Annotated in this window: 12 protein-coding genes; 9 read left to right on the top strand and 3 right to left on the bottom strand. The window is 51.1% G+C overall.

What is annotated here, in order from left to right:
- The first annotated feature begins 38 nt into the window (after positions 1 to 38).
- Positions 39 to 956, top strand: coding sequence for an ABC transporter substrate-binding protein (locus JWJ90_RS05395; RefSeq protein WP_205226179.1), 918 nt, complete (start codon positions 39 to 41; stop codon positions 954 to 956).
- A gap of 146 nt (positions 957 to 1,102) precedes the next feature.
- On the opposite strand, the gene JWJ90_RS05390 is transcribed toward JWJ90_RS05395, so the two are convergent.
- Both JWJ90_RS05390 and JWJ90_RS05385 read right to left on the bottom strand, forming a co-directional pair.
- A complete protein-coding gene (locus tag JWJ90_RS05390) occupies positions 1,103 to 2,047 on the bottom strand; it encodes an SPFH domain-containing protein (RefSeq protein ID WP_205226178.1) in 945 nt (314 codons plus the stop codon).
- A complete protein-coding gene (locus JWJ90_RS05385) occupies positions 2,047 to 2,514 on the bottom strand; it encodes an NfeD family protein (RefSeq protein ID WP_240194762.1) in 468 nt (155 codons plus the stop codon). Before JWJ90_RS05385 ends, JWJ90_RS05390 begins: the two co-directional genes overlap by 1 nt.
- A gap of 640 nt (positions 2,515 to 3,154) precedes the next feature.
- Between JWJ90_RS05385 and JWJ90_RS05380 the strand changes: the two genes are divergently transcribed.
- The 7 genes from JWJ90_RS05380 to JWJ90_RS05350 all read left to right on the top strand — a co-directional run bounded on the left by JWJ90_RS05380 (position 3,155) and on the right by JWJ90_RS05350 (position 11,276).
- Positions 3,155 to 4,990, top strand: coding sequence for a L,D-transpeptidase family protein (locus tag JWJ90_RS05380; RefSeq protein WP_205226177.1), 1,836 nt, complete (start codon positions 3,155 to 3,157; stop codon positions 4,988 to 4,990).
- A complete protein-coding gene (locus tag JWJ90_RS05375) occupies positions 4,971 to 5,168 on the top strand; it encodes a hypothetical protein (RefSeq protein ID WP_205226176.1) in 198 nt (65 codons plus the stop codon). The genes JWJ90_RS05380 and JWJ90_RS05375 overlap by 20 nt, the downstream gene beginning before the upstream one ends.
- Positions 5,169 to 5,248: 80 nt before the next feature.
- Positions 5,249 to 6,202 carry a metal ABC transporter substrate-binding protein gene (locus tag JWJ90_RS05370; RefSeq protein WP_205226175.1) on the top strand — a complete coding sequence of 318 codons (954 nt, stop codon included), beginning with the start codon at positions 5,249 to 5,251 and terminating at the stop codon, positions 6,200 to 6,202.
- Positions 6,189 to 7,016: a metal ABC transporter ATP-binding protein gene (locus JWJ90_RS05365; RefSeq protein ID WP_205226174.1), complete on the top strand. Its 828-nt coding sequence runs from the start codon at positions 6,189 to 6,191 to the stop codon at positions 7,014 to 7,016. Before JWJ90_RS05370 ends, JWJ90_RS05365 begins: the two co-directional genes overlap by 14 nt.
- Positions 7,009 to 7,875, top strand: a complete 867-nt coding sequence (locus JWJ90_RS05360; RefSeq protein WP_205226173.1) for a metal ABC transporter permease — start codon at positions 7,009 to 7,011, stop codon at positions 7,873 to 7,875. The genes JWJ90_RS05365 and JWJ90_RS05360 overlap by 8 nt, the downstream gene beginning before the upstream one ends.
- A gap of 319 nt (positions 7,876 to 8,194) precedes the next feature.
- Positions 8,195 to 10,192 (top strand): methyl-accepting chemotaxis protein, encoded by a 1,998-nt coding sequence (locus tag JWJ90_RS05355; protein WP_205226172.1) that lies wholly within the window; start codon positions 8,195 to 8,197, stop codon positions 10,190 to 10,192.
- A 31-nt stretch (positions 10,193 to 10,223) separates the two neighbouring features.
- Complete coding sequence (locus tag JWJ90_RS05350) at positions 10,224 to 11,276, top strand: DUF4424 family protein (protein ID WP_205226171.1); 1,053 nt, start codon at positions 10,224 to 10,226, stop codon at positions 11,274 to 11,276.
- A gap of 147 nt (positions 11,277 to 11,423) precedes the next feature.
- On the opposite strand, the gene JWJ90_RS05345 is transcribed toward JWJ90_RS05350, so the two are convergent.
- Complete coding sequence (locus tag JWJ90_RS05345; RefSeq protein ID WP_205226170.1) at positions 11,424 to 14,345, bottom strand: ATP-binding protein; 2,922 nt, start codon at positions 14,343 to 14,345, stop codon at positions 11,424 to 11,426.
- 634 nt (positions 14,346 to 14,979) lie between these two features.
- On the opposite strand from JWJ90_RS05345, the gene JWJ90_RS05340 reads away from it, so the two are divergent.
- Complete coding sequence (locus JWJ90_RS05340) at positions 14,980 to 18,174, top strand: hypothetical protein (protein WP_205226169.1); 3,195 nt, start codon at positions 14,980 to 14,982, stop codon at positions 18,172 to 18,174.
- The last annotated feature ends 491 nt before the right edge of the window (positions 18,175 to 18,665 follow it).

Here is an 18,665-nt window from a genome sequence, read left to right as displayed (position 1 = left end):
AACATCGCTTTTTTACTGATCCCTTTCTTGGGGGAGTGATGTACCCGATAAAAAAACTGCGCCATTTGGTGCCCAAAACGAGGCCACGTCTAGGCCTCGTTTTTTTATTCCTTCTTGTTTTTGCATCCCCACTCTGGGGTGGAGAACGACAGTCCCTCCATGCCCCTGCACGGGTTGTTTCACTCAGCCCCCTGCTCACCGAAAATATCTTTCTTCTTGGCGCGGGTGAGCGGCTGGTTGGCGATACGGTGTATTGCCAACGACCTGAGGCCGCACGGTTTCTTGAAAAAATCGGGTCTGTGCAGGAGTTGAGTATTGAGAAAATTGTCAGCCTCCGCCCTGAACTGGTGCTGTCCATCAATCTCAACCCACGGCAACAGATACAAAAGCTGCGCGAGCTGGGACTTCGCGTCGAAGTTTTTGGCCAACCGGCCTCCTTTACCGATATCTGCGCCCAATTTCACCGACTCGGAGAACTCCTTGGCCTTCAGCCACAGGCCGAGGCAATTATAGCCCAGGCGCAAGCACAGGTGGAGACCATCCGCCTTGCCGTAAACGACCTTCCAAAGATCAGGGTCTTTCTCCAGGTGGGAGCCAGCCCCCTTTTCTCCTCTGTCAAAAACTCCTTTACCCATGACTTTATAGAACTCGCCGGCGGCATCAACATAGCCGGAGACCAGCGCATGGGAACAATGAAGACCGAGCAGGTCATCGCCCTCAATCCACAGGTCATTATCATTGCGGTCATGGGCTCGGAAAATGGCATAGGTGCTCAGGAAAAAGAACGCTGGCTCCAGTTTGCAACGATCGATGCAGTGCGGGACCAACGGGTCTATCCGCTCAACCCGGATCTGGTCTGCAGTCCCTCGCCGCTCACTTTTGCCGACACCCTGTTGACGTTTGCCCGCTTGATCCATCCTGAAGCGATTATCAATCTTCCCCCTGCAAAAAACTGAATCCTGAAACAGTGAGCACCGCTTTCACGGATTCACGGTTCAAGGAAAAGGACCAGCACTGTTTCGTCGTGCTGATCCCCCCCAAAAAAAACCCGCTGCCCTAAAGAAGAGCCAGCGGGTTAAAAAGAATGGGGAGTTGCTCCCTCTCAGGCAGCTTGTGTGTGTTTTTGCACCGTTTTGGTTCGTTCCAAGGTGGTCAGGGCTGTGGCAACAACCGACGAAACATCCGTCAGGTTGGCCGGAAGAATCATGGTGTTGCCCTCTTTAGCCAGTTTACCAAACTGTTCGATATACTTTTTAGCCACATCCAGATTGGCGGCATCCTGCCCGCCGGTGGCACTTAAGGATTCAGCCACACGGCGAATTCCCTCACCAGTGGCTTCTGCAACTTTCAATATCTCCTGGGCCTGGCCTTCGGCTTCATTAATGCGCCGCATTTTTTCACCTTCTGAGCGGGCAATAGCCTCGGCCCGGGCACCTTCAGCCCGGTTGATCATTGACTGGCGTTCACCTTCTGACTTGGCAATTTCGGCCCGCTTTTCCCTCTCGGCTCGCATCTGTTTTTCCATGGCATCCAGAACACTCCGTGGTGGCTGAATATCCTTAATTTCATAGCGCAGCACCTTAACACCCCAGTTTTGAGAGGCTTCATCAAGGGCGTCCACAACCTGCTGATTCAAGGTCTCACGAGCCTCAAAGGTATTATCCAGGTTGATTTTTCCTATGGCTGAACGCAAGCTCGTCTGTGCCAGCTGTGTTACCGCATAGTGATAATTTTCAATACCATAGGCAGAAAGACGGGAGTTAATGACCTGCATATAGAGACAGCCATCAATTTCCATGGTGACATTATCTGCTGTTATACAGGTTTGGGCAGGTATATCGATGGACTCCTCTTTGAGACTTCGCTTATAGGCTACCTTGTCCAAGAAGGGCACCAGGAGATGGAACCCCGCTTCAAGGGTTGTTCTATATTTGCCCAATCGCTCAATCACATATTCATACTGTTGGGAAACCACCACCGCCGTCTTCAGCAATATGATAATCACAAAGCCCACAAGCGCTAAAACTCCAACTAAAAAACTATCCATCATCCTTCTCCTTGTGTATCTATTGGCCCGACCATAATGGTCAGATTTTGTTTCTCAAGAACACGAACGACCGTCCCCTTAGGAAGGGGAGTTAGAGCACTTGCCTGCCAGAAGGAACCTCGGTATTTTACTTTTCCCAACGCAGGAGGCAGAATATCCTCAATGACCTCAGCGGTTCCATCCGGCGGCAAAGGAGTATCCATAGCATCACGCTCCAGAGTACGGCCGAGGAATACTTTTTTTAAGGTAGAACGAAGCAGAATAAGACAGAGCAAACTGGCCCCAAGAAAGATGAGCAACTGCGACGCCAGGCTCATGGGCATAAAATAGAGCACAAGTGCGGCACACCAGGCACCAATGCCAAAGAAAAAAACGATTAACCCCGGAAGAAGCAGCTCTAGCCCCAAAAAGACCAAACCGGAAAGAAACCAAAGTAATACTGGTGATACCTCAGTAAGCACCATCATTCACTCCTCTTCAAAACAATTTTCGATGGTAACCGGAACTCTTCAGGTTTTTCCGTGATCGGTTACAAAATTCCTGTTCAGAGCATAAGGCAAAAACTAAAGAAGTCCCAAGAAAGAATTGAGCCGAGATAAAAAAAATCTCCTGAATCAGTGATGGCGGGTGCCCACCGAGAAACGAAACTGGCGCCCCGATGAATGCTCCCGGATTCAGGAAAATTTTTGTATGCTCTTGCAGAAGAGGATGGCGCGATTTTTTGAGCGAAAGAAGAGCAGGAAAATTTTTTTATTCAAAAATTTGTATATCTTCTTGTCTTTATCGTCGTAGTTCCTTAAAAATGAATTCAATGTTTGAGTTTCATTCTTCTTTTTATGGGGAATCAGAGAAATTTGTTGTCTTCACATGGTTCTGACAGACAAGCAGGTAAAACAGGTCGGTGCGATTTTCTTGCCAATCAAACAGAGAACCAGAGTTTGGCCCGGTCACCCACGGTAACGATTCTGGATCAACAATAACAATCCCGTCTTTTTTTCAGGGTCATCCCGAAAGCGGCATATTTTGTTCCGAGGTTTACCACCTGTTGTGAACCAAAAGGAAACAACCACTCAGGAACCCATCAGTCTAGATTCAGGAATATTTCCCATGCTGTCGTCAAGTCCCGCCGGACGCTGTACTCACTCTATACTGGCAGTGCTGTTGCTTGCTGTCATCTCTCTTCCCTTAGCTGCGCCCTTGATGGCGGAGGAAAGCGAACCGGTTTCTCCTGCGGAGGAGTTACCTGTCAACGTTTTGCCTGAACAGCAGCTGATTCAACAACGTCTGGAACAGTTGTACTATGGGGGACAAAAGAGCAACGAAGAGATGACGCTCTACTCTACGGCGTACCTGCTCGATCTGTATAGAAAAAACAACTTCGCCCCCCTTTGGACCAATCAGGATAATATCACCCAGCTCCTCGCTGCCATTATCAATGCCAGAGAGGAGGGCTTTATCCCCGATGACTATCATCTGAAGACGATCAGCAGAAACTATTTCGACCCGCAGGAAATGAGCTCGACAGCTCAGCGAGTCCAAAACGACCTGCTCCTCTCAGATGCCTTTATTCTTCTAGGCCAGCACAAGCGCTACGGAAAAGTCGACCCCAGCCAGGTCGACGAAAAACACAACCTGGAATCCACCGCCCCCCGCATATCACCTGTTGAGGGGAGCCTCAAAGCGCTGCAAACCGGGACGGTGCGCTCCTTTCTTGACCAACTCTCCCCGCATCACCAGGCCTACGTGGCTCTGAAGGAGGCGCTCAGCACGTATAAAGGAATCGCTGGCAGAGGCGGCTGGCCACAGATCCCCGGTGGCCCTTCCCTCCGGCCGGGGATGCAGGATAGCCGGGTTCCGCTTATCCAGGAACGGCTCGTTACGAGCGGTGATTATCTCGAGATACCCGACAGTGAAAACGTGCTCTACGACGACTCGCTGGTGGCAGCGGTGAAGTCATTTCAAAAGCGCCACCACCTGGGCATTGATGGTGTCATAGGCCCCAGAACCCTGGCGGCGATGAATATCACCGTAGAACAACGCATTAAGCAAATTCGGGTGAATCTGGAACGAACCCGGTGGATCATCCATGATCTCCCCAGTTCCAGCCTGATTGTTGATATCGCCGGCTTTATGCTCCAGTACTACCACAACAATCAACAGATATGGACCAGCAAGGTCATGGTGGGCAAACCCTACCACCAGACACCCATTTTTCGCTCGGCCATTACCTACCTGGTACTCAACCCGACCTGGACCATTCCACCGGATATTATTAAAAACGAAACTATCCGTAGTATCGTCAATGATCCGGAATTCCTTGCAAAAGATCACTTGCGCGTTCTGGATTACGAAGGCAATGAAATTGATCCGGAAACTATTGACTGGGAAGGATATAAGGGAAAATATCTTCCCTACCTTATTCGGCAGACCCCAGGCTTTTACAACGCGCTGGGGCGAATAAAATTTATGTTCCCCAACCCGTATCATGTGTACCTACATGATACGCCGTCTAAAAGTCTCTTTGGCAGAACCCGCCGCGCCTTCAGTCATGGCTGTATCCGCGTACAAAACCCCCTTGATCTTGGCCACCAGATCCTTGCCAACGATCCGGGCAATCCTGTAACACCAGAAAAAATGGATAGGATTTTAGCCTCAGGCAAAACCACGACCATTATTCTTAAACAGCCCCTGCCGATTTATCTGATGTATCTCACCTCCAATGTCAGTGACGGTAAGGTCATGTTTAAAGCGGATCTTTATAATCGCGATGACAGTATCCTCAAAGCACTGAATAGCCCACCCTTTCCTTTAAAATTGACGACCCAGCTGCCAGAGGCGAAAAAGCAGCCTCAAAAACGCCAGACGCAGATCAACAAACCTCTGGGAAAGGTGCACAGCAACCCAAACAACACGGACACCTCCTATGCGCAAAATACCCTGTGAACTGACTTTGGGAAACGGCGGCGACATTGTCGTCATGGTGGAACTCGATGATGCAGGCACGCTGAAAGTTCCGCGACATGCCACCTACGGCACCTTTGAGGAGGGGGTCTTATCCTACCGCATTATGCGTCCGGAGGATGCGGCCTGCGTCCAGCAGGAAATCTGGGTAGAAAAATAACGTCAGTCCCGGACATCTTTTTTACTCCTCTTCCTCCCCACAACTTCATCAAGCAAGAGCAAACCGAAAGGGAGTTTCTCATGCGCCACATATTTTTTTCATTACTTTTCGCCCTTTTTTTCACCATCCTGGTCAGCCCGGTCTCCGCACTGGCAGCCAAAACAATACACGTTTTGGCAAGTACCTTTCCCATCTACCAGATCACCCGCAATGTCACCTTAGGCGTTGACGGGGTCGAACTTGATCTAATGATTCCTGCCGGGCTCGGTTGCCCCCATGACTATGCGCTCACACCGCAAGACATGCACAAGCTGGCCAAAGCCGATCTGCTGGTGATCAATGGTTTGGGCATGGAGGAATTTCTTGGAGCACCGCTCAAAAAAGCCAATGCCGGGCTCCAGATTATAGACAGTTCCAAGGGCATCACCCCGCTGCCCATGCGTGAGGTGGAGCACGACGAGGTCCATGATGCCCACGAAGTCCAGCACGAGACGGGGCACCACCATCATGGCAGCCCCAATCCCCACCTCTTTGCCAGCCCGGCCATGGCAGCACTGATCGCTGAAAACATTGCCCAGGACCTGGCGATCAAATACCCGGAAAAGGCCGAGCAAATCCGGACAAACGGGACAGCATACAGCAAAAAAATGCGTACCCTGGCTCACAAGATGAAACAAACAGGCAGTACGCTACGCAACAACCGTATTGTGACCCAACATGGCGTTTTTGATTATCTGGCCCGAGACATGGGCCTTGAGGTGGTCGCGGTGGTACAGGCCCATGCCGGGCAGAATCCATCGGCTTCCGAAATGCTGTCTATTGTTTCCATCATCAAAAGCTCCAAGGCCGGAGCCATTTTTACGGAACCTCAGTATCCTGAGGCTATCGGAAGAACACTCGCCCGGGAAGCGGGAATCAAATCCGCACGTCTTGATCCCGCGGCCACCGGCCCGGAGCTGGCACCGATTGACTACTACCAGCAGATTATGCAGGCCAACCTCAAAACCCTGGTGGACACCCTTGGCAGCCGTTAATCCGCTTCCACTCTATCAACCTGCAGCCGATGAGGTTGAGACGGCGATCCGTTTTAAGGAGGTGACCGTTGAACGTGGTGGTATTTCCATCCTTGATTCGGTCAGCGCCAACGCCCCCAAAGGCAGCTGCACCGCCATCATCGGCCCCAACGGCGCGGGAAAGACCACCCTGCTTATGGCTCTTTTAGGTGAAATTGGCTATCAGGGGGCTATTGTGCTTGGCAATGGAAAGCAACCACTCCGTATAGGCTACGTTCCCCAGCGCCTCTCCTTTGACCGAGGTATGCCGCTTACGGTTAGCGAATTTCTTGCCATGGGCTTTCAAAAAAAGCCCCTCTGGTTTGGGATTATCCCAAAAATTCAGGACAACTCCCGAAGGATTTTAGCCCAGGTTAAAGCGGAGCATCTGGCGACACGTAAGATCGGCGCCCTTTCCGGTGGTGAACTCCAGAGGGTACTTCTGGCCCTGGCCCTGAGACAGGATCCTGACCTGCTTGTCTTGGATGAGCCATCCGCGGGGGTTGATTTTCGTGGCGAACTGATCTTCTGCGAACTCCTGGATAAACTGCGTGTCAGCAAAGGTTTTACGCAACTGATGGTGAGTCATGACCTGGCAACGGTAACCCATCACGCCACCCACGTCATCTGTCTCAACCGGAAGGTTGCCGCCGAGGGGCCACCGCAATTAACCCTGACTCCAGAAAACCTGACTGCCATTTTCGGCATGCATATGGGCCTGGTCCGCTCCCGCTCCATGCCAGAAAATCGGGTTGTCTGTTCTGCCCCCTGCTGCCAGGGGAAATGCAATGATTGATCTCTCCCCACTGTACGCCCTGGTTGGTCAATGGCTGCCCTTTGACTGTTTGCAGGCCAGATTCATGCAGCAGGCCTTTATTGGTCTGTTGCTGCTATCGCCTATGGCGGCAGTGATGGGCATCATGGTGGTCAACTTTCGCATGGCCTTTTTTGCCGATGCCATCAGTCATTCCGCCTTTGCCGGTGTCGCTCTTGGCCTACTTTTCGCGGTTGATCCCAACTGGTCCATGCCCGCCTTTGGCTTGCTGGTCGGTTTGGGGATCATGATCATGCAGCGGAGTTCAGGATTATCCAACGATACGGTCATTGGAGTCTTTTTCTCGGCCATGGTGGCCTTTGGCCTGGCGATTGTCAGCCGGGACCGATCGCTTGCCCGAGATCTGCAACGCTTTTTATATGGTGACATTCTCACCATCTCCGATGGCCAGATTATTTTTCTTATCCTCCTCTTCATTGTCCTGATTGGATTTCAGATCAAGAGTTATAATCACCTCCTTTACATTGGCCTCAACCCGACCCTGGCCAAGGCACACCGCATTCGAGTCGCCTTGCATCAGTATATTTTCACCGCCCTTCTCTCACTGATTGTCATGTTTGCGGTCCAGGCCATGGGCGTGCTGCTCGTCACAGCCATGCTCATTGTACCAGCTGCAGCCGCACGTAACCTGGCTGGCTCTGCAGGTTCCATGTTCTGGTGGGCCCTGGGTATCAGCCTGAGTTCTTCGCTAAGCGGATTACTGCTCTCTGCCCAGCCATGGGCACGAACCGCCACCGGGGCCACTATTATTCTCATAGCCTGTGGTTGGTTTCTTCTCAGCTTGCTTCCGGCAGCTCTACGGCGGGAACGTAGAGAGTAACCCCCCTTCCGCTCCATCCACCTTCTCAATCAGGGGCTCATGGTAAGCCCCTTTCTCCCATCGAAAATCAGGCAAGCCTCCCCTGCATCACTGCAGCCGCCAATCCTCTCTCTTTCTCCGTGCCTCTGTGTCGCTGGCCATAAACCACTCTGTGGCGGATCACCGCACGCTTCGATATCTCCTATAACGAAAATAGATTGTGCACTACCAGCGTTTGACAAATCATAGCGCCCGCATATATGATTTTTTTAGTTTACCAATGTCAGGCCAACGAGGCACATATCCGCTCAAGCACCGCACAACAGAAGAGGATGCTGCAATGCGAATTAAATCAATAAGAATAAAATTATTGATCGGTGGTTTTCTCATTATCCTGGTCCCTATGGTCTTAACGATGTTCATCAGCAATAATAAAGCCACGAGGGTACTGACCGAAAACTCAAAAGAGTACGCCCGCTCCATGGCCATCAAGCTGGCAGAGGAGGTCACACTGATCCTCAACGGTGCAAAACACGCTGTGGCCATCCTCACAAACGACACACAGCTCGTTGACCTGATGCAGAATCTCAATCAGGTGGACAGTGTGACCCACGACAAGGATATCGCCATCCTCCAGAACAAGGTCGAAAAAGTCTCCACCGCCTTCAAGCGCACCTACCCTGACCTTTATATTGCCAATGCCCAAGGGGATATTGTGGCCGCCATGTTTGGCGACAAAACCTCATTCGGCAAAATCAACATCAATGACCGCGGTTACTTCAAACAAATCAAACAGGAGAAAACGGTTGTCCTCAGTGATCCGATTCGCTCCAAGGTCGATGGCACAAGCGTTGTTGTCGCGGCAGGGCCCATTCTCGCTGACAATGGTGATTTTCTAGGAATTCTTGGGGTGACTATTCGTGCGGAAGGGATTACTTCAATCGTCACTCGAGAAAAATCGGGAAACACCGGTTACGCATTTATGGTGAATTCCCAGGGCATCATCATTGCCCACCCGAACAAGGAGCTGGAACTCAAGCTCGATATCAAAACGCTCAAAGGGATGGATCAGATCACCCAGGCCATGCTGGCCGGGAAATCCGGGGTGCTTGACTATTACTATTCAGGAATGGATAAGATCGCCGGTTTTGCTCCCGTTTCGCTCCGGGGCTGGTCCGTTGCCTACAGTAAATCAGCCGATGAATTTCTTGAGGCTGCGGCCTCCATGCGGCATCAATCGTTCCTCCTTTTGGCTGCGTCCCTGTTGCTCGTAGCGATCGTCATTCTCTTTGCTTCGCAGACAATCGTCACCCCTATCAATAAAGCCGTCATGGGCCTCCGTGATATCGCGGAAGGAACAGGCAACCTGACAACCCGGCTTGATGTCAACTCAGGCGACGAAATCGAAGAATTAGCCAACTGCTTCAACACCTTTGTAAAAAAGTTACACAATCTGGTCAGCGAAATAACGACGAGTCTCTCCTCATTGCGTCATTCAGCCGATGATTTCACCTCGGTCTCCGAACAGATGTCCATCAGTTCAGACGATGTTTCAAACAGATCGAGCACAGTTGCCTCCGCTGCAGAACAAATGAGCACCAACATGCATACGGTTGCAGCAGCATCAGAAGAAGCGGCCACCAATGTAACGATCGTTGCCACAGCAACAGAGGAAATCAATTCCAAAGTCAATGAGATAGCCGACAATACCTCCAAGGCGCGGCAGATAGCACACAAAGCGGTGACAAAGACCGACAGCGCCTCAAGTCGCATCAATCAACTGGGAGGTGCGGCCCAGGAAATCAGCAAGGTCACCGAAACCATCACGGAAATTTCCGAACAAACCAATCTGCTCGCCCTGAACGCGACCATTGAAGCGGCTCGGGCCGGTGAAGCGGGCAAAGGATTTGCCGTCGTTGCCAATGAAATCAAAGAATTGGCCAAGCAAACCGCCGAGGCGACGCTGGAAATCAGGGAGCGGATCAGCGCAATTCAATCATCGACCGGCATGACCGTCACGGAAATACAGGAAATCAGTGTTATCATTAATGATGTCAACGAGATTGTCACAACCATAGCGACAGCGGTTGAGGAACAATCCACATCGACAAGCGACATCACCGCAAATGTGCACCAGGCGGCTCAGGGCATTGCCGAGGTCAACACCAATGTCGGCCAGAGTTCAACAGTGGCCATGGAAATTTCCCAGGAAATAAAAGAAGTGAGTCAGATTTCCAGTCACTTACGGGAAAACAGCGCCCACGTCAACCAGCAAGCAGAAGAACTTTTGAGCTTAGTCGATCAGCTCCAAGGCATCGTCAATCTTTTTAAATTGTAATACCGCGCTGTACTCAGAACTCAGGAAAACCATGACAAGACGACAGATACTTCCCCTTATTTTTTGGCTGTGCCTACTGCCGGTGTCCTGTTTCGCCAATGATGGCTTCGGTGGGCTGACAGCCACCGGCCTTCAGTTTGGTCACACAGATGCAGTGCGCATGGTTCGCGAGGACCTCTTTCTCAGTGCCGACAAAGTGGTGGTCCGCTATCTTTTTCATAATGACGCCACCTCAGGCCTCAAGGGGGAGGTGATTTTCCCTCTCCCCCCGATCTCACTCAATGAGCTCTATTCTTCAGGATTTTCTCTGAACCAAAGCAGCCTCCACTCTTCAAACCCTGTGGACTTCACCGTCCGGGTGAATGGGATGCCCATCCCTGTTCGCACTGAACGCAGGGCTATTCTCGAGCCCCCCTACGATAAACGGCAAAAAGGCGGGGACCGATATGATACCCCAGGAGAAGACGTCACCGCTGTACTCAACGAACTTGGCATACCACTCTCACCCGACCCGCAAGAAATTACGCCCATCCTTGCAAAGCTCTCTCTCCCGCAAAAGCAACGTTTGCAGCGCCTCGGGCTGGTGGAAATGTACTCGGGAAATCCGCCTCTTGCACTCTGGTCCATCGTGCTCAACTATCACTGGACACAATGGTTCCCACCGGGAAAAGACATGCAGATAGAGCACAGCTATAATCCGGCGCCACCTGGAGGCATCTTTGTCTGGCCGGCAAAGGAGAGCGATCTTGCTCCCTATCAGCAAAAGCAGATCGAGCAGTACTGCATTGATCCCCCCACGCGCAGGGGGATCGTCAAACGGCTGTATAGTTCTCAAAACAGTGGATCTCTCGGGAACGGAATGGCGATTTACCTTGACTATATTCTCACCACGGCAAATACCTGGCACGGCCCCATCGGCACCTTTCATCTCACCATAGACAAGGGATCGCCAGACAACATCCTCTCCCTCTGCCTGAACGGCATTAAAAAAACAGGCCCAACGCGCTTTGAACTCACGCGCACTCATTTTCGTCCCCAGCGCGATCTGCACCTGCTCTTTGTGGCACCACTTGCCGCCTACTGAGCGTTGTGTGCAACTCTTCAAGCCTGAGTGCGGGGATCTCGCACGGATACCCCTGCAATCGAATGCAGGGGCGAAGAGAGGCTGTTGTCTGTGAAGTCCCTCCCTTATGAAAGGACACCGCTCACTTGCTGCACAACAAGGAGACTCTCAACGACCCGTAAAAATTTCCTGCACTTTTTCTACCAAGGCAGTCGGGCGGAATGGCTTTGAAATAAAATCTATCCCGGCATCAAGCACGCCGCGAGAGGCGATCACGTTTTCTGTATACCCCGACATATAGAGCACCTTCAGCCCGGGAATCATTTTTTTCGCTTCAGTGTACAACGCTTTGCCATTCATCATCGGCATAACCACATCGGTCAGCAAGAGATCGCTGTCAGCCGCCTTTTCTCGCAGCTGCTCAAGGCACTCATGCCCACTTGCAGCCTCATAGACCGTATATCCCGAGCGCCTGAGTATATCCACCGCCAATTCGCGCACCATTTCATTATCTTCAACCACCATGATGCACCCACTGTTATCGCGCTCTATCTCCGCTTCCAGCTTTGGAAGAGGCTGTACCTCTCCTCCCTGCTTCACGACCGGAAAATAAATTTTAAATGTGGTCCCCTCACCGGGTTCACTGTAAACCCAAATATGTCCGCCATGCTGCTTCACAATGCCATAGCTCGTGGCCAAGCCAAGTCCGGTTCCCTGACTATCCTCCTTGGTCGTGAAGAAAGGTTGAAAAATCTGGCCCCGAACCTCCTGGCTCATTCCGCAACCGGTATCGCTCACCGAGAGCTGGACATGGGGACCAGGACGGACATCGGCATGGCTGTCCGCATAGTCCTGGTCCAGCTCAACCGTCTCGGTTTCCAGCAGAATGCTGCCGCCATCGGGCATGGCATCCTGCGCATTGACCACCAGATTCATGAGAACCTGTTCAATTTGCCCCACATCCATGCGAACAGACGGCAGCGGAGCAGACAGTTCAAGTTCAATCGCAATATCCTCACGGATTGTTCGCCGCAGTAAGGGAACAAAGGCCTGGACGGTCTGATTGATGTCCGCATTCTCCATGAACAGGGTCTGCTTGCGGCCAAAGGCGAGCAGTTGTCGTACCAGATCACGTGCCCTGAGCGCTGCCTGATGGACCGTCTCAATATATCCGTAGTGGGTGCTTCCAGCCTCGAGTTCTGTCTGCAAAACCTCACTGTACCCAAGAATGGGGCTCAACAGATTATTGAGGTCATGGGCAACACCGCCGGCAAGACGTCCGACGGACTCAAGTTTTTGGGCCTGTAACAGCTGTTCCTGTAGACGCTCTTTCTGCTCCTGGGCTTTTCGCCGATAACTGACATCCTGCACAATGGAATAGAGGCGCTCCTGACCACCAATACGAATCGGGCCGGAAATGACCTCTACATCGCAGATTGAGCCATCAGCTTTACAATGGCGAAAGGAGAAGACATGGCGTTCAGTTTCCTGCGCCTCTTGCATGGCTGATGCAATTTCATCGGACGCCAGTGCGTTTATTTCGCTGATTTTCTTCTGCAGCAATTGCTCCCGACTCCAGCCATAAAATTTGACCGCTGCGGGATTGGCGTCCACCACCTCCCCACTCTCGGGGTTGACCAGCAGCATCACCGCGTGATTATTTTGAAACAGGCTGCGGTAACGCGATTCGCTCTCACGAATCTCAGCCTCAGCTCGTTTACGCTCTGTAATATCCTGTATGATACCGAAGACTTTATTCGCCTCTGCGTTATATTCTGCCTGAGAGCGAATATCGAGAAGAACGCCGTCTGCCGGTCGACGAATTTGAAATTCGACATCATAGGGAATGCCGTCCTGAACCAGCTCCTTGAGGGCACGATTCAGCGTTGACCGATACTGAAGAAGAGGAATCCCTTGAATTTCATCAATGGTCCAAGTTTCATTACTGACCCCATAAATATGGCGGGCAGAGGGTGAGGCCCAAACCATTTTGCTCGAAAAATCAAACTCCCAACACCCCATATTGGCCATGGTTTCAGCCCGCTCCAAGAGGTTGGTCGTGCGTAAAATATGGGCCTCAATACGACGCTGTTCAACCTCTGTTTTCAGGGCAAGCTTATACTGCTCCTTACGGGCACGCATCCACATCATGGCAAGAACGGTGGTCAGCACAACGACCACACCAACAATGAGCACCTCAATATAGATTGCTTGCACCCGCCACTCAGACAAGACCTCCTTGGTATCGACCTTGGAGATCATAAACCAGTTAGTTCCTTGCACAGGATATCCCACAGCCACCACCGGAACACTGCGGTAATCAAGGCCACTGACGACCCCACGCTGGCCTTGAAGCACTCTGGCGGCTGGAAGCTCTGGTTGGTTGAGCGGCAAACGCAGGGTCAGTCCACTTTCTCGTTGGTGCCTGAGTTCACTGAGGAAGACAACCTCCTCGCCGATACGTTGCACCAGAAGGGTTTCGGCACTCCTACTCTCAACCGGCCAGCTCTGGAGCATGGGATAGAGAAAGGTTGAGGCATCAATTCTCAGAAGAAGCGTGCCGACATGGACATCTGCACCGTGACTCCGCTTAAAAAACGGGCTGATAACATCTTGGTGGGGGGGGAGGACCGAAAATTTATGTAGATCGGAGAGGAGGACCTTTTTCAGACGGACAGCTGTCGTGATCTGTTTTTGTATCTCTTCATTCACCAATGGATGCTGAGTTAAACTCAGCCGAATAGTCCCTGTGGAATCGAGCAGTATTATATCGGAGTACTGATAATTTTTCTGCAGGGATTGAAACCAACCGAGCAACTCTGTCGTCATCTCCGCGGCAGGTTTACTCAACCATTCCGCGATCATATCAGAAACGAATGGGGCTGCAACCGTCACTTGCGCATCGCCTAAACGCTCGGATCGCCACTGTTGAATCTGGCGAATTTTCAGTTGGGCAATGCTTTCGAGCTGATCAGTCACCTGATGACGGATCTGCTCTTTTTCATGCTGCAGAAACCAACTTCCCCCAAAAAAGACCACAACGAGAAGGACGAAGTACACGATCAACCATTTGCGGGGCAAGACTAGCATGTGTTTTTGCTCCATGGGCGGTTCAAGCACGAACATCCCTGAGACAGGCAGAGAATTCGCAACATTTATATTAATATTTTATTGTAAAATCGAGTAAATATACAAGTGAGAAAGCTCTTAGATTCAGGATTATCCCTGAGACAACCTGTGGAATTATCCACAGTCAGTCACTGACGTACTCCCTGTTCCATCCCGGCGTCAACAGATTCTGCAAGCACAACAACGATTTCCAGAATTTATTCTGCTGCAGCAGGCAAAAATTCTCACCAAGACCGAGCCAGGTGCAATGCTACGCCTTTTCCTTTTTAATCGAGCGAGTATAATAGGTTTCCTGAATCCGTGACGGCGGGTGAAACTGAACAATACATGGATTTGTATAAGAATCTTTGTAGGGTGTCTTGAATAATGAGATTTTTCAATCAAGGCCAGGTAAGCGCAGACTCCGCGGGATTGGCAGAAAAAGCAATTATTCAAGATGCCCTGTATTATTAAAAGGGTACACTGTTCAGTGACCATCCGCCGTCACGGATTCAGGAGGTTATTTAACTGCATTTCCATACATGCCTCCATCTCCTGGACTTTTTGTCCAGAGGACTGCATTTCTTTTTTTCAACCTGCCAAGTGGAGCTAAGGGATGAGCCAAAAAACATCGCGACTTTTTTTTGACAGCAACGATTACAAGCTGCTCAATATCGTCAACGATGTCCTCAAAAGAAACGCCCGTCCCCGGTCTCTGAGTTCGCTCATGGCCACGGCGCTCCATCCCCATGGCATCAAAGAGATGGCAGCGCCCACCGGTCTGCGCATCGCCTACGCCATTGTCAGCTTGCTCGGCTCTCTGGAAGCCGGTAAGGCCGGGGACCGCATCATGGCGCTTCGCAGCCTGCGCGATGAAGTTTTCAGCTCTGCCACAACCTTTTATCACAAAAACACCGCCCGCGTGCTGATGCAGATTATGAAGGAGCTGGTGCGCAGCCAGGGCGATGAACTCAAGCAACTCAAGCTGGCCCATGATTTCCGCATGGCCTATACCGGAAAACCGCGCCTGGTTCGGGAACAGCTGGCCAAATACCACCTGCTGGAAATGCCTGAGGCCTGGAATCAGTTTGCCTTTGATGATCATGTGCATGACGCCAATACCAAGGGACGTAAATCACCAACCCATCTGCTGATGGATGCCTGGATCAAAGGTATCCGTCAAATAACGGTGGTCTATTACAACCACGTCGAGCCCGAAGTTGTGGAAGAACTCCTGGAGGCGGGGGCTATCTTAGATATCCATGTGCGCATAGGCATCGAACTTTCCGCCTGCTTTCGGGAAAAATTTGTCCGCATTATCTGGGAACTGGAAGGTTTTTTTGACAAAGACAATCTCCTCCAGTTTCTTGAGCAGGAGAGTGTGACGGAGCTGATGCGTGAGGGACGGGCTGTCTCAGACTATCAGCAAGAGTATGTCACAGATGTTCTGGAGGCCTTGAATAACCGGCACCGACACGTCCTCGACCAGGAGCTGGAACTACAAAGTGCACCTTTCCAGCCGGAAGATTTTGCTACCTTTGTGGGAAGCGGTCAGCCTTCACTGCTTCATCTGGCGAAATTTATACAACAGTACTACCACCAACTCCTTGATGCCAAAGTCGCCCGGATTTACGAGCAGCACCCCCAGGACAGCCAGACTCGCCAGGAGCTTCTTGCAACATGCGCCCAGAAGATGCAGTCGCTTGGCCTGGAGGCACTTATCGGACGTTTTCTTCAACCCATCAAAAACCCCTCACTGCATAACCCTTTCATTCCCCAGGAAGAGGGCATGCCTGCATTGTTGACGCTCTCCCCCCAAGCCTTGCTCAGCAAGTTGGGGACCATGCTCTCGACCTCCCGCTTTACTTTAAACCTAAGCAACCTCACCATTCAGGATACCCTGGAACTGCTCTATCTTTGCCATGGCCGCATCACCCATATTGAATCCTTTAACTTAAAAGACGCTTTCCATGGCATGACCGCCCTTGCCTCCTCCAAGGGCAGCGGCTTTGCCGGTGAAGCGGTTGATATCACAAGCCCCGATCGCAACTATGAGCTCATCAACGCCCTGCAAAAAGCGCTGAACGAAGATAACGTGATCGCACTCAAAAGAATCATTCGCACCATTATCTGGGATTTTGAGCAAACGCGAGTTTTGGCAGAAAAACAATGCGATCAGATCGAGCAGAAGGGGGGAAGCGCAGAGGAACAACAGCGATGCGCAAGCGAACGAGAAGCCGCCAATCAACGAAAGATGGCACTGTTGGATATTCTTTTTGACCTGGAATCTTTCCATAATTTTTACAATAAACGCTACCTGGGCTCTCGCATTGGGACCGGCTCAACCGGCCAGTCCCAGTTGCAGTACGGTATGGGACTGATCTGTCTGGACACCCTGCCGGAGCGGGCCATCGCCCAGGTCCTCAAAGACCGCAAAGCGGGTCATCGTAGCCTGATTCCGGTGACTGCACGGATGCTCAAACACCTGCACCAACGTGTTTGTGAGCCGGTTACCGCAACCTGGAAACAACGGTTTCTTGCAAAAATCCCCGGCTGGAACCAACGCCATGTGATCGACTCGCAGGACTGGTCACTGGATCGCTTTGAAATTCATCCCGGAACAGAAGGCAATGTTGTCCCCCTGGGAGGAATTCGTCGCCTTCCGAGAGTCAACATTCATCCACAGAAAAAGCAGCACCAGGAAACCATTGAAAAGCCTTTTCGCTACCTCAACACCCATCTGCAGAATACGCTTAAGGTGCTTGGAGGGTTTATTCCGGCCTTTCTCACCTTTGTCCTGACGAAAGACTGGTGGGTGCTGGCCTACTGCGGCGCCTTTATCTGGTTTGGTATCACAGGTGGAAGAAACATTATTCAGTCCATCCTTGGCGGCGGAGGGCTGAAACGCTCCCCACTGCTTCCCTGGAATTCCCTGGTAAGCTGGAGTCGGATCGCCGACTCGCTCTTTTTCACCGGTTTTTCCGTCCCCCTGCTTGATTACCTGGTCAAAACCCTGCTTTTGCAGCAACAACTGGGCATCACCACCTCCACCAGCCCCATTCTTCTCTACTCGGTGATGGCTCTGGCCAATGGCATATACATTTCCACCCATAATATTCTGCGTGGACTCCCCCGCAGCGCGGCTATTGGCAATTTCTTTCGCTCCATTCTCTCCATTCCCCTGGCCCTTGTCTTCAATGAGGCATTGAGTGTAACGCTACATATGGCCATGGTTCCCGGTGTTGAGGCCGGGTTGCAAAAATGGGCGGCTATTATTTCCAAGCTGGCCTCGGACTGCGTGGCAGCGGTCATTGAAGGGCTGGCAGACAGGCAAAGTAACATTCGGATGCGCATGGCCGATTACCAGGCCAAAATATCCCAACTTTTCTCTGTGTTTGCCCGTCTGGACATGCTTTTCCCGGAAGAGGACGTCCTTGATCTTCTCCAGTCCCCTAAATCCCTGATTAAAGCCATGAGCGAGGAGGCTCAGGATCTTAAAAAAGTGTTTATCATCAACGCCCTGGACCTAATGTACATCTGGATGTACAAACCACGCGCCCGTAAGGCCCTGCAACGCATCGCTCTGTCCATGTCCACAGAGGAGTGGCTTATTTTTTATCGCTCCCAGCTGATTCTTAAACGTGACCGGGAAATATCCCAGGTCTTTGTCGATGGCCTCGTTGGGCGAAAATTTGCTCCGGCGCTCTCTTTTTACCTAGATCGCAGCGATACGTATCTGCTTGAAATGCTGGAAATGGGGATGCAACGCGACCGTATTCTTCAAAAACAAGGCCATTCCCAGAGCGCCTGAACGTGCCTTTCAGCGAAAGGCTTCACCCAAGTCCATTGTTTTTACCCTGAATCCGTGAGCATTCATCAGTGCGTCAGTTTCGTTGTTTGTGGCATGCCGATTAAATTAAAGGGTGTCTTGAATAATTAGATTTTTCAATCAAGGTCAAGTCATGCAAAAAATTTTACCGCAGGCATATACATGATATCGGAGTCTTCGCTTACCTCCGAGGATAAAATTTTTCGCATAACGCAGAGATTGGCAGAAAAAGCAATTATTCAAGATTCCCTAAACTTTATCGGCTTGTTACGAACAATGAAGGTGGCGTTGCTGGTGGATGCCCCAAAAGGCGGCGGGTGAAACTGAACAATACATGAATTTGTTTAAAATTCTTCGCCCCTTTAAAAGGATACGTTGTTCAGTGCTCATCCGCCGTCACGGATTCAGGTTTACGCTCTTTCTTAACCTTTTATTTTTTAACTACTTTTTGCTGAGAATTTTCCACTTTTAAT

The organism is Desulfobulbus rhabdoformis (genome assembly GCF_016919065.1).
GTDB lineage: Bacteria > Desulfobacterota > Desulfobulbia > Desulfobulbales > Desulfobulbaceae > Desulfobulbus > Desulfobulbus rhabdoformis.
Note: the sequence above shows the minus strand (reverse complement) of the source record. Positions and strands in the feature narration are given on the sequence as shown.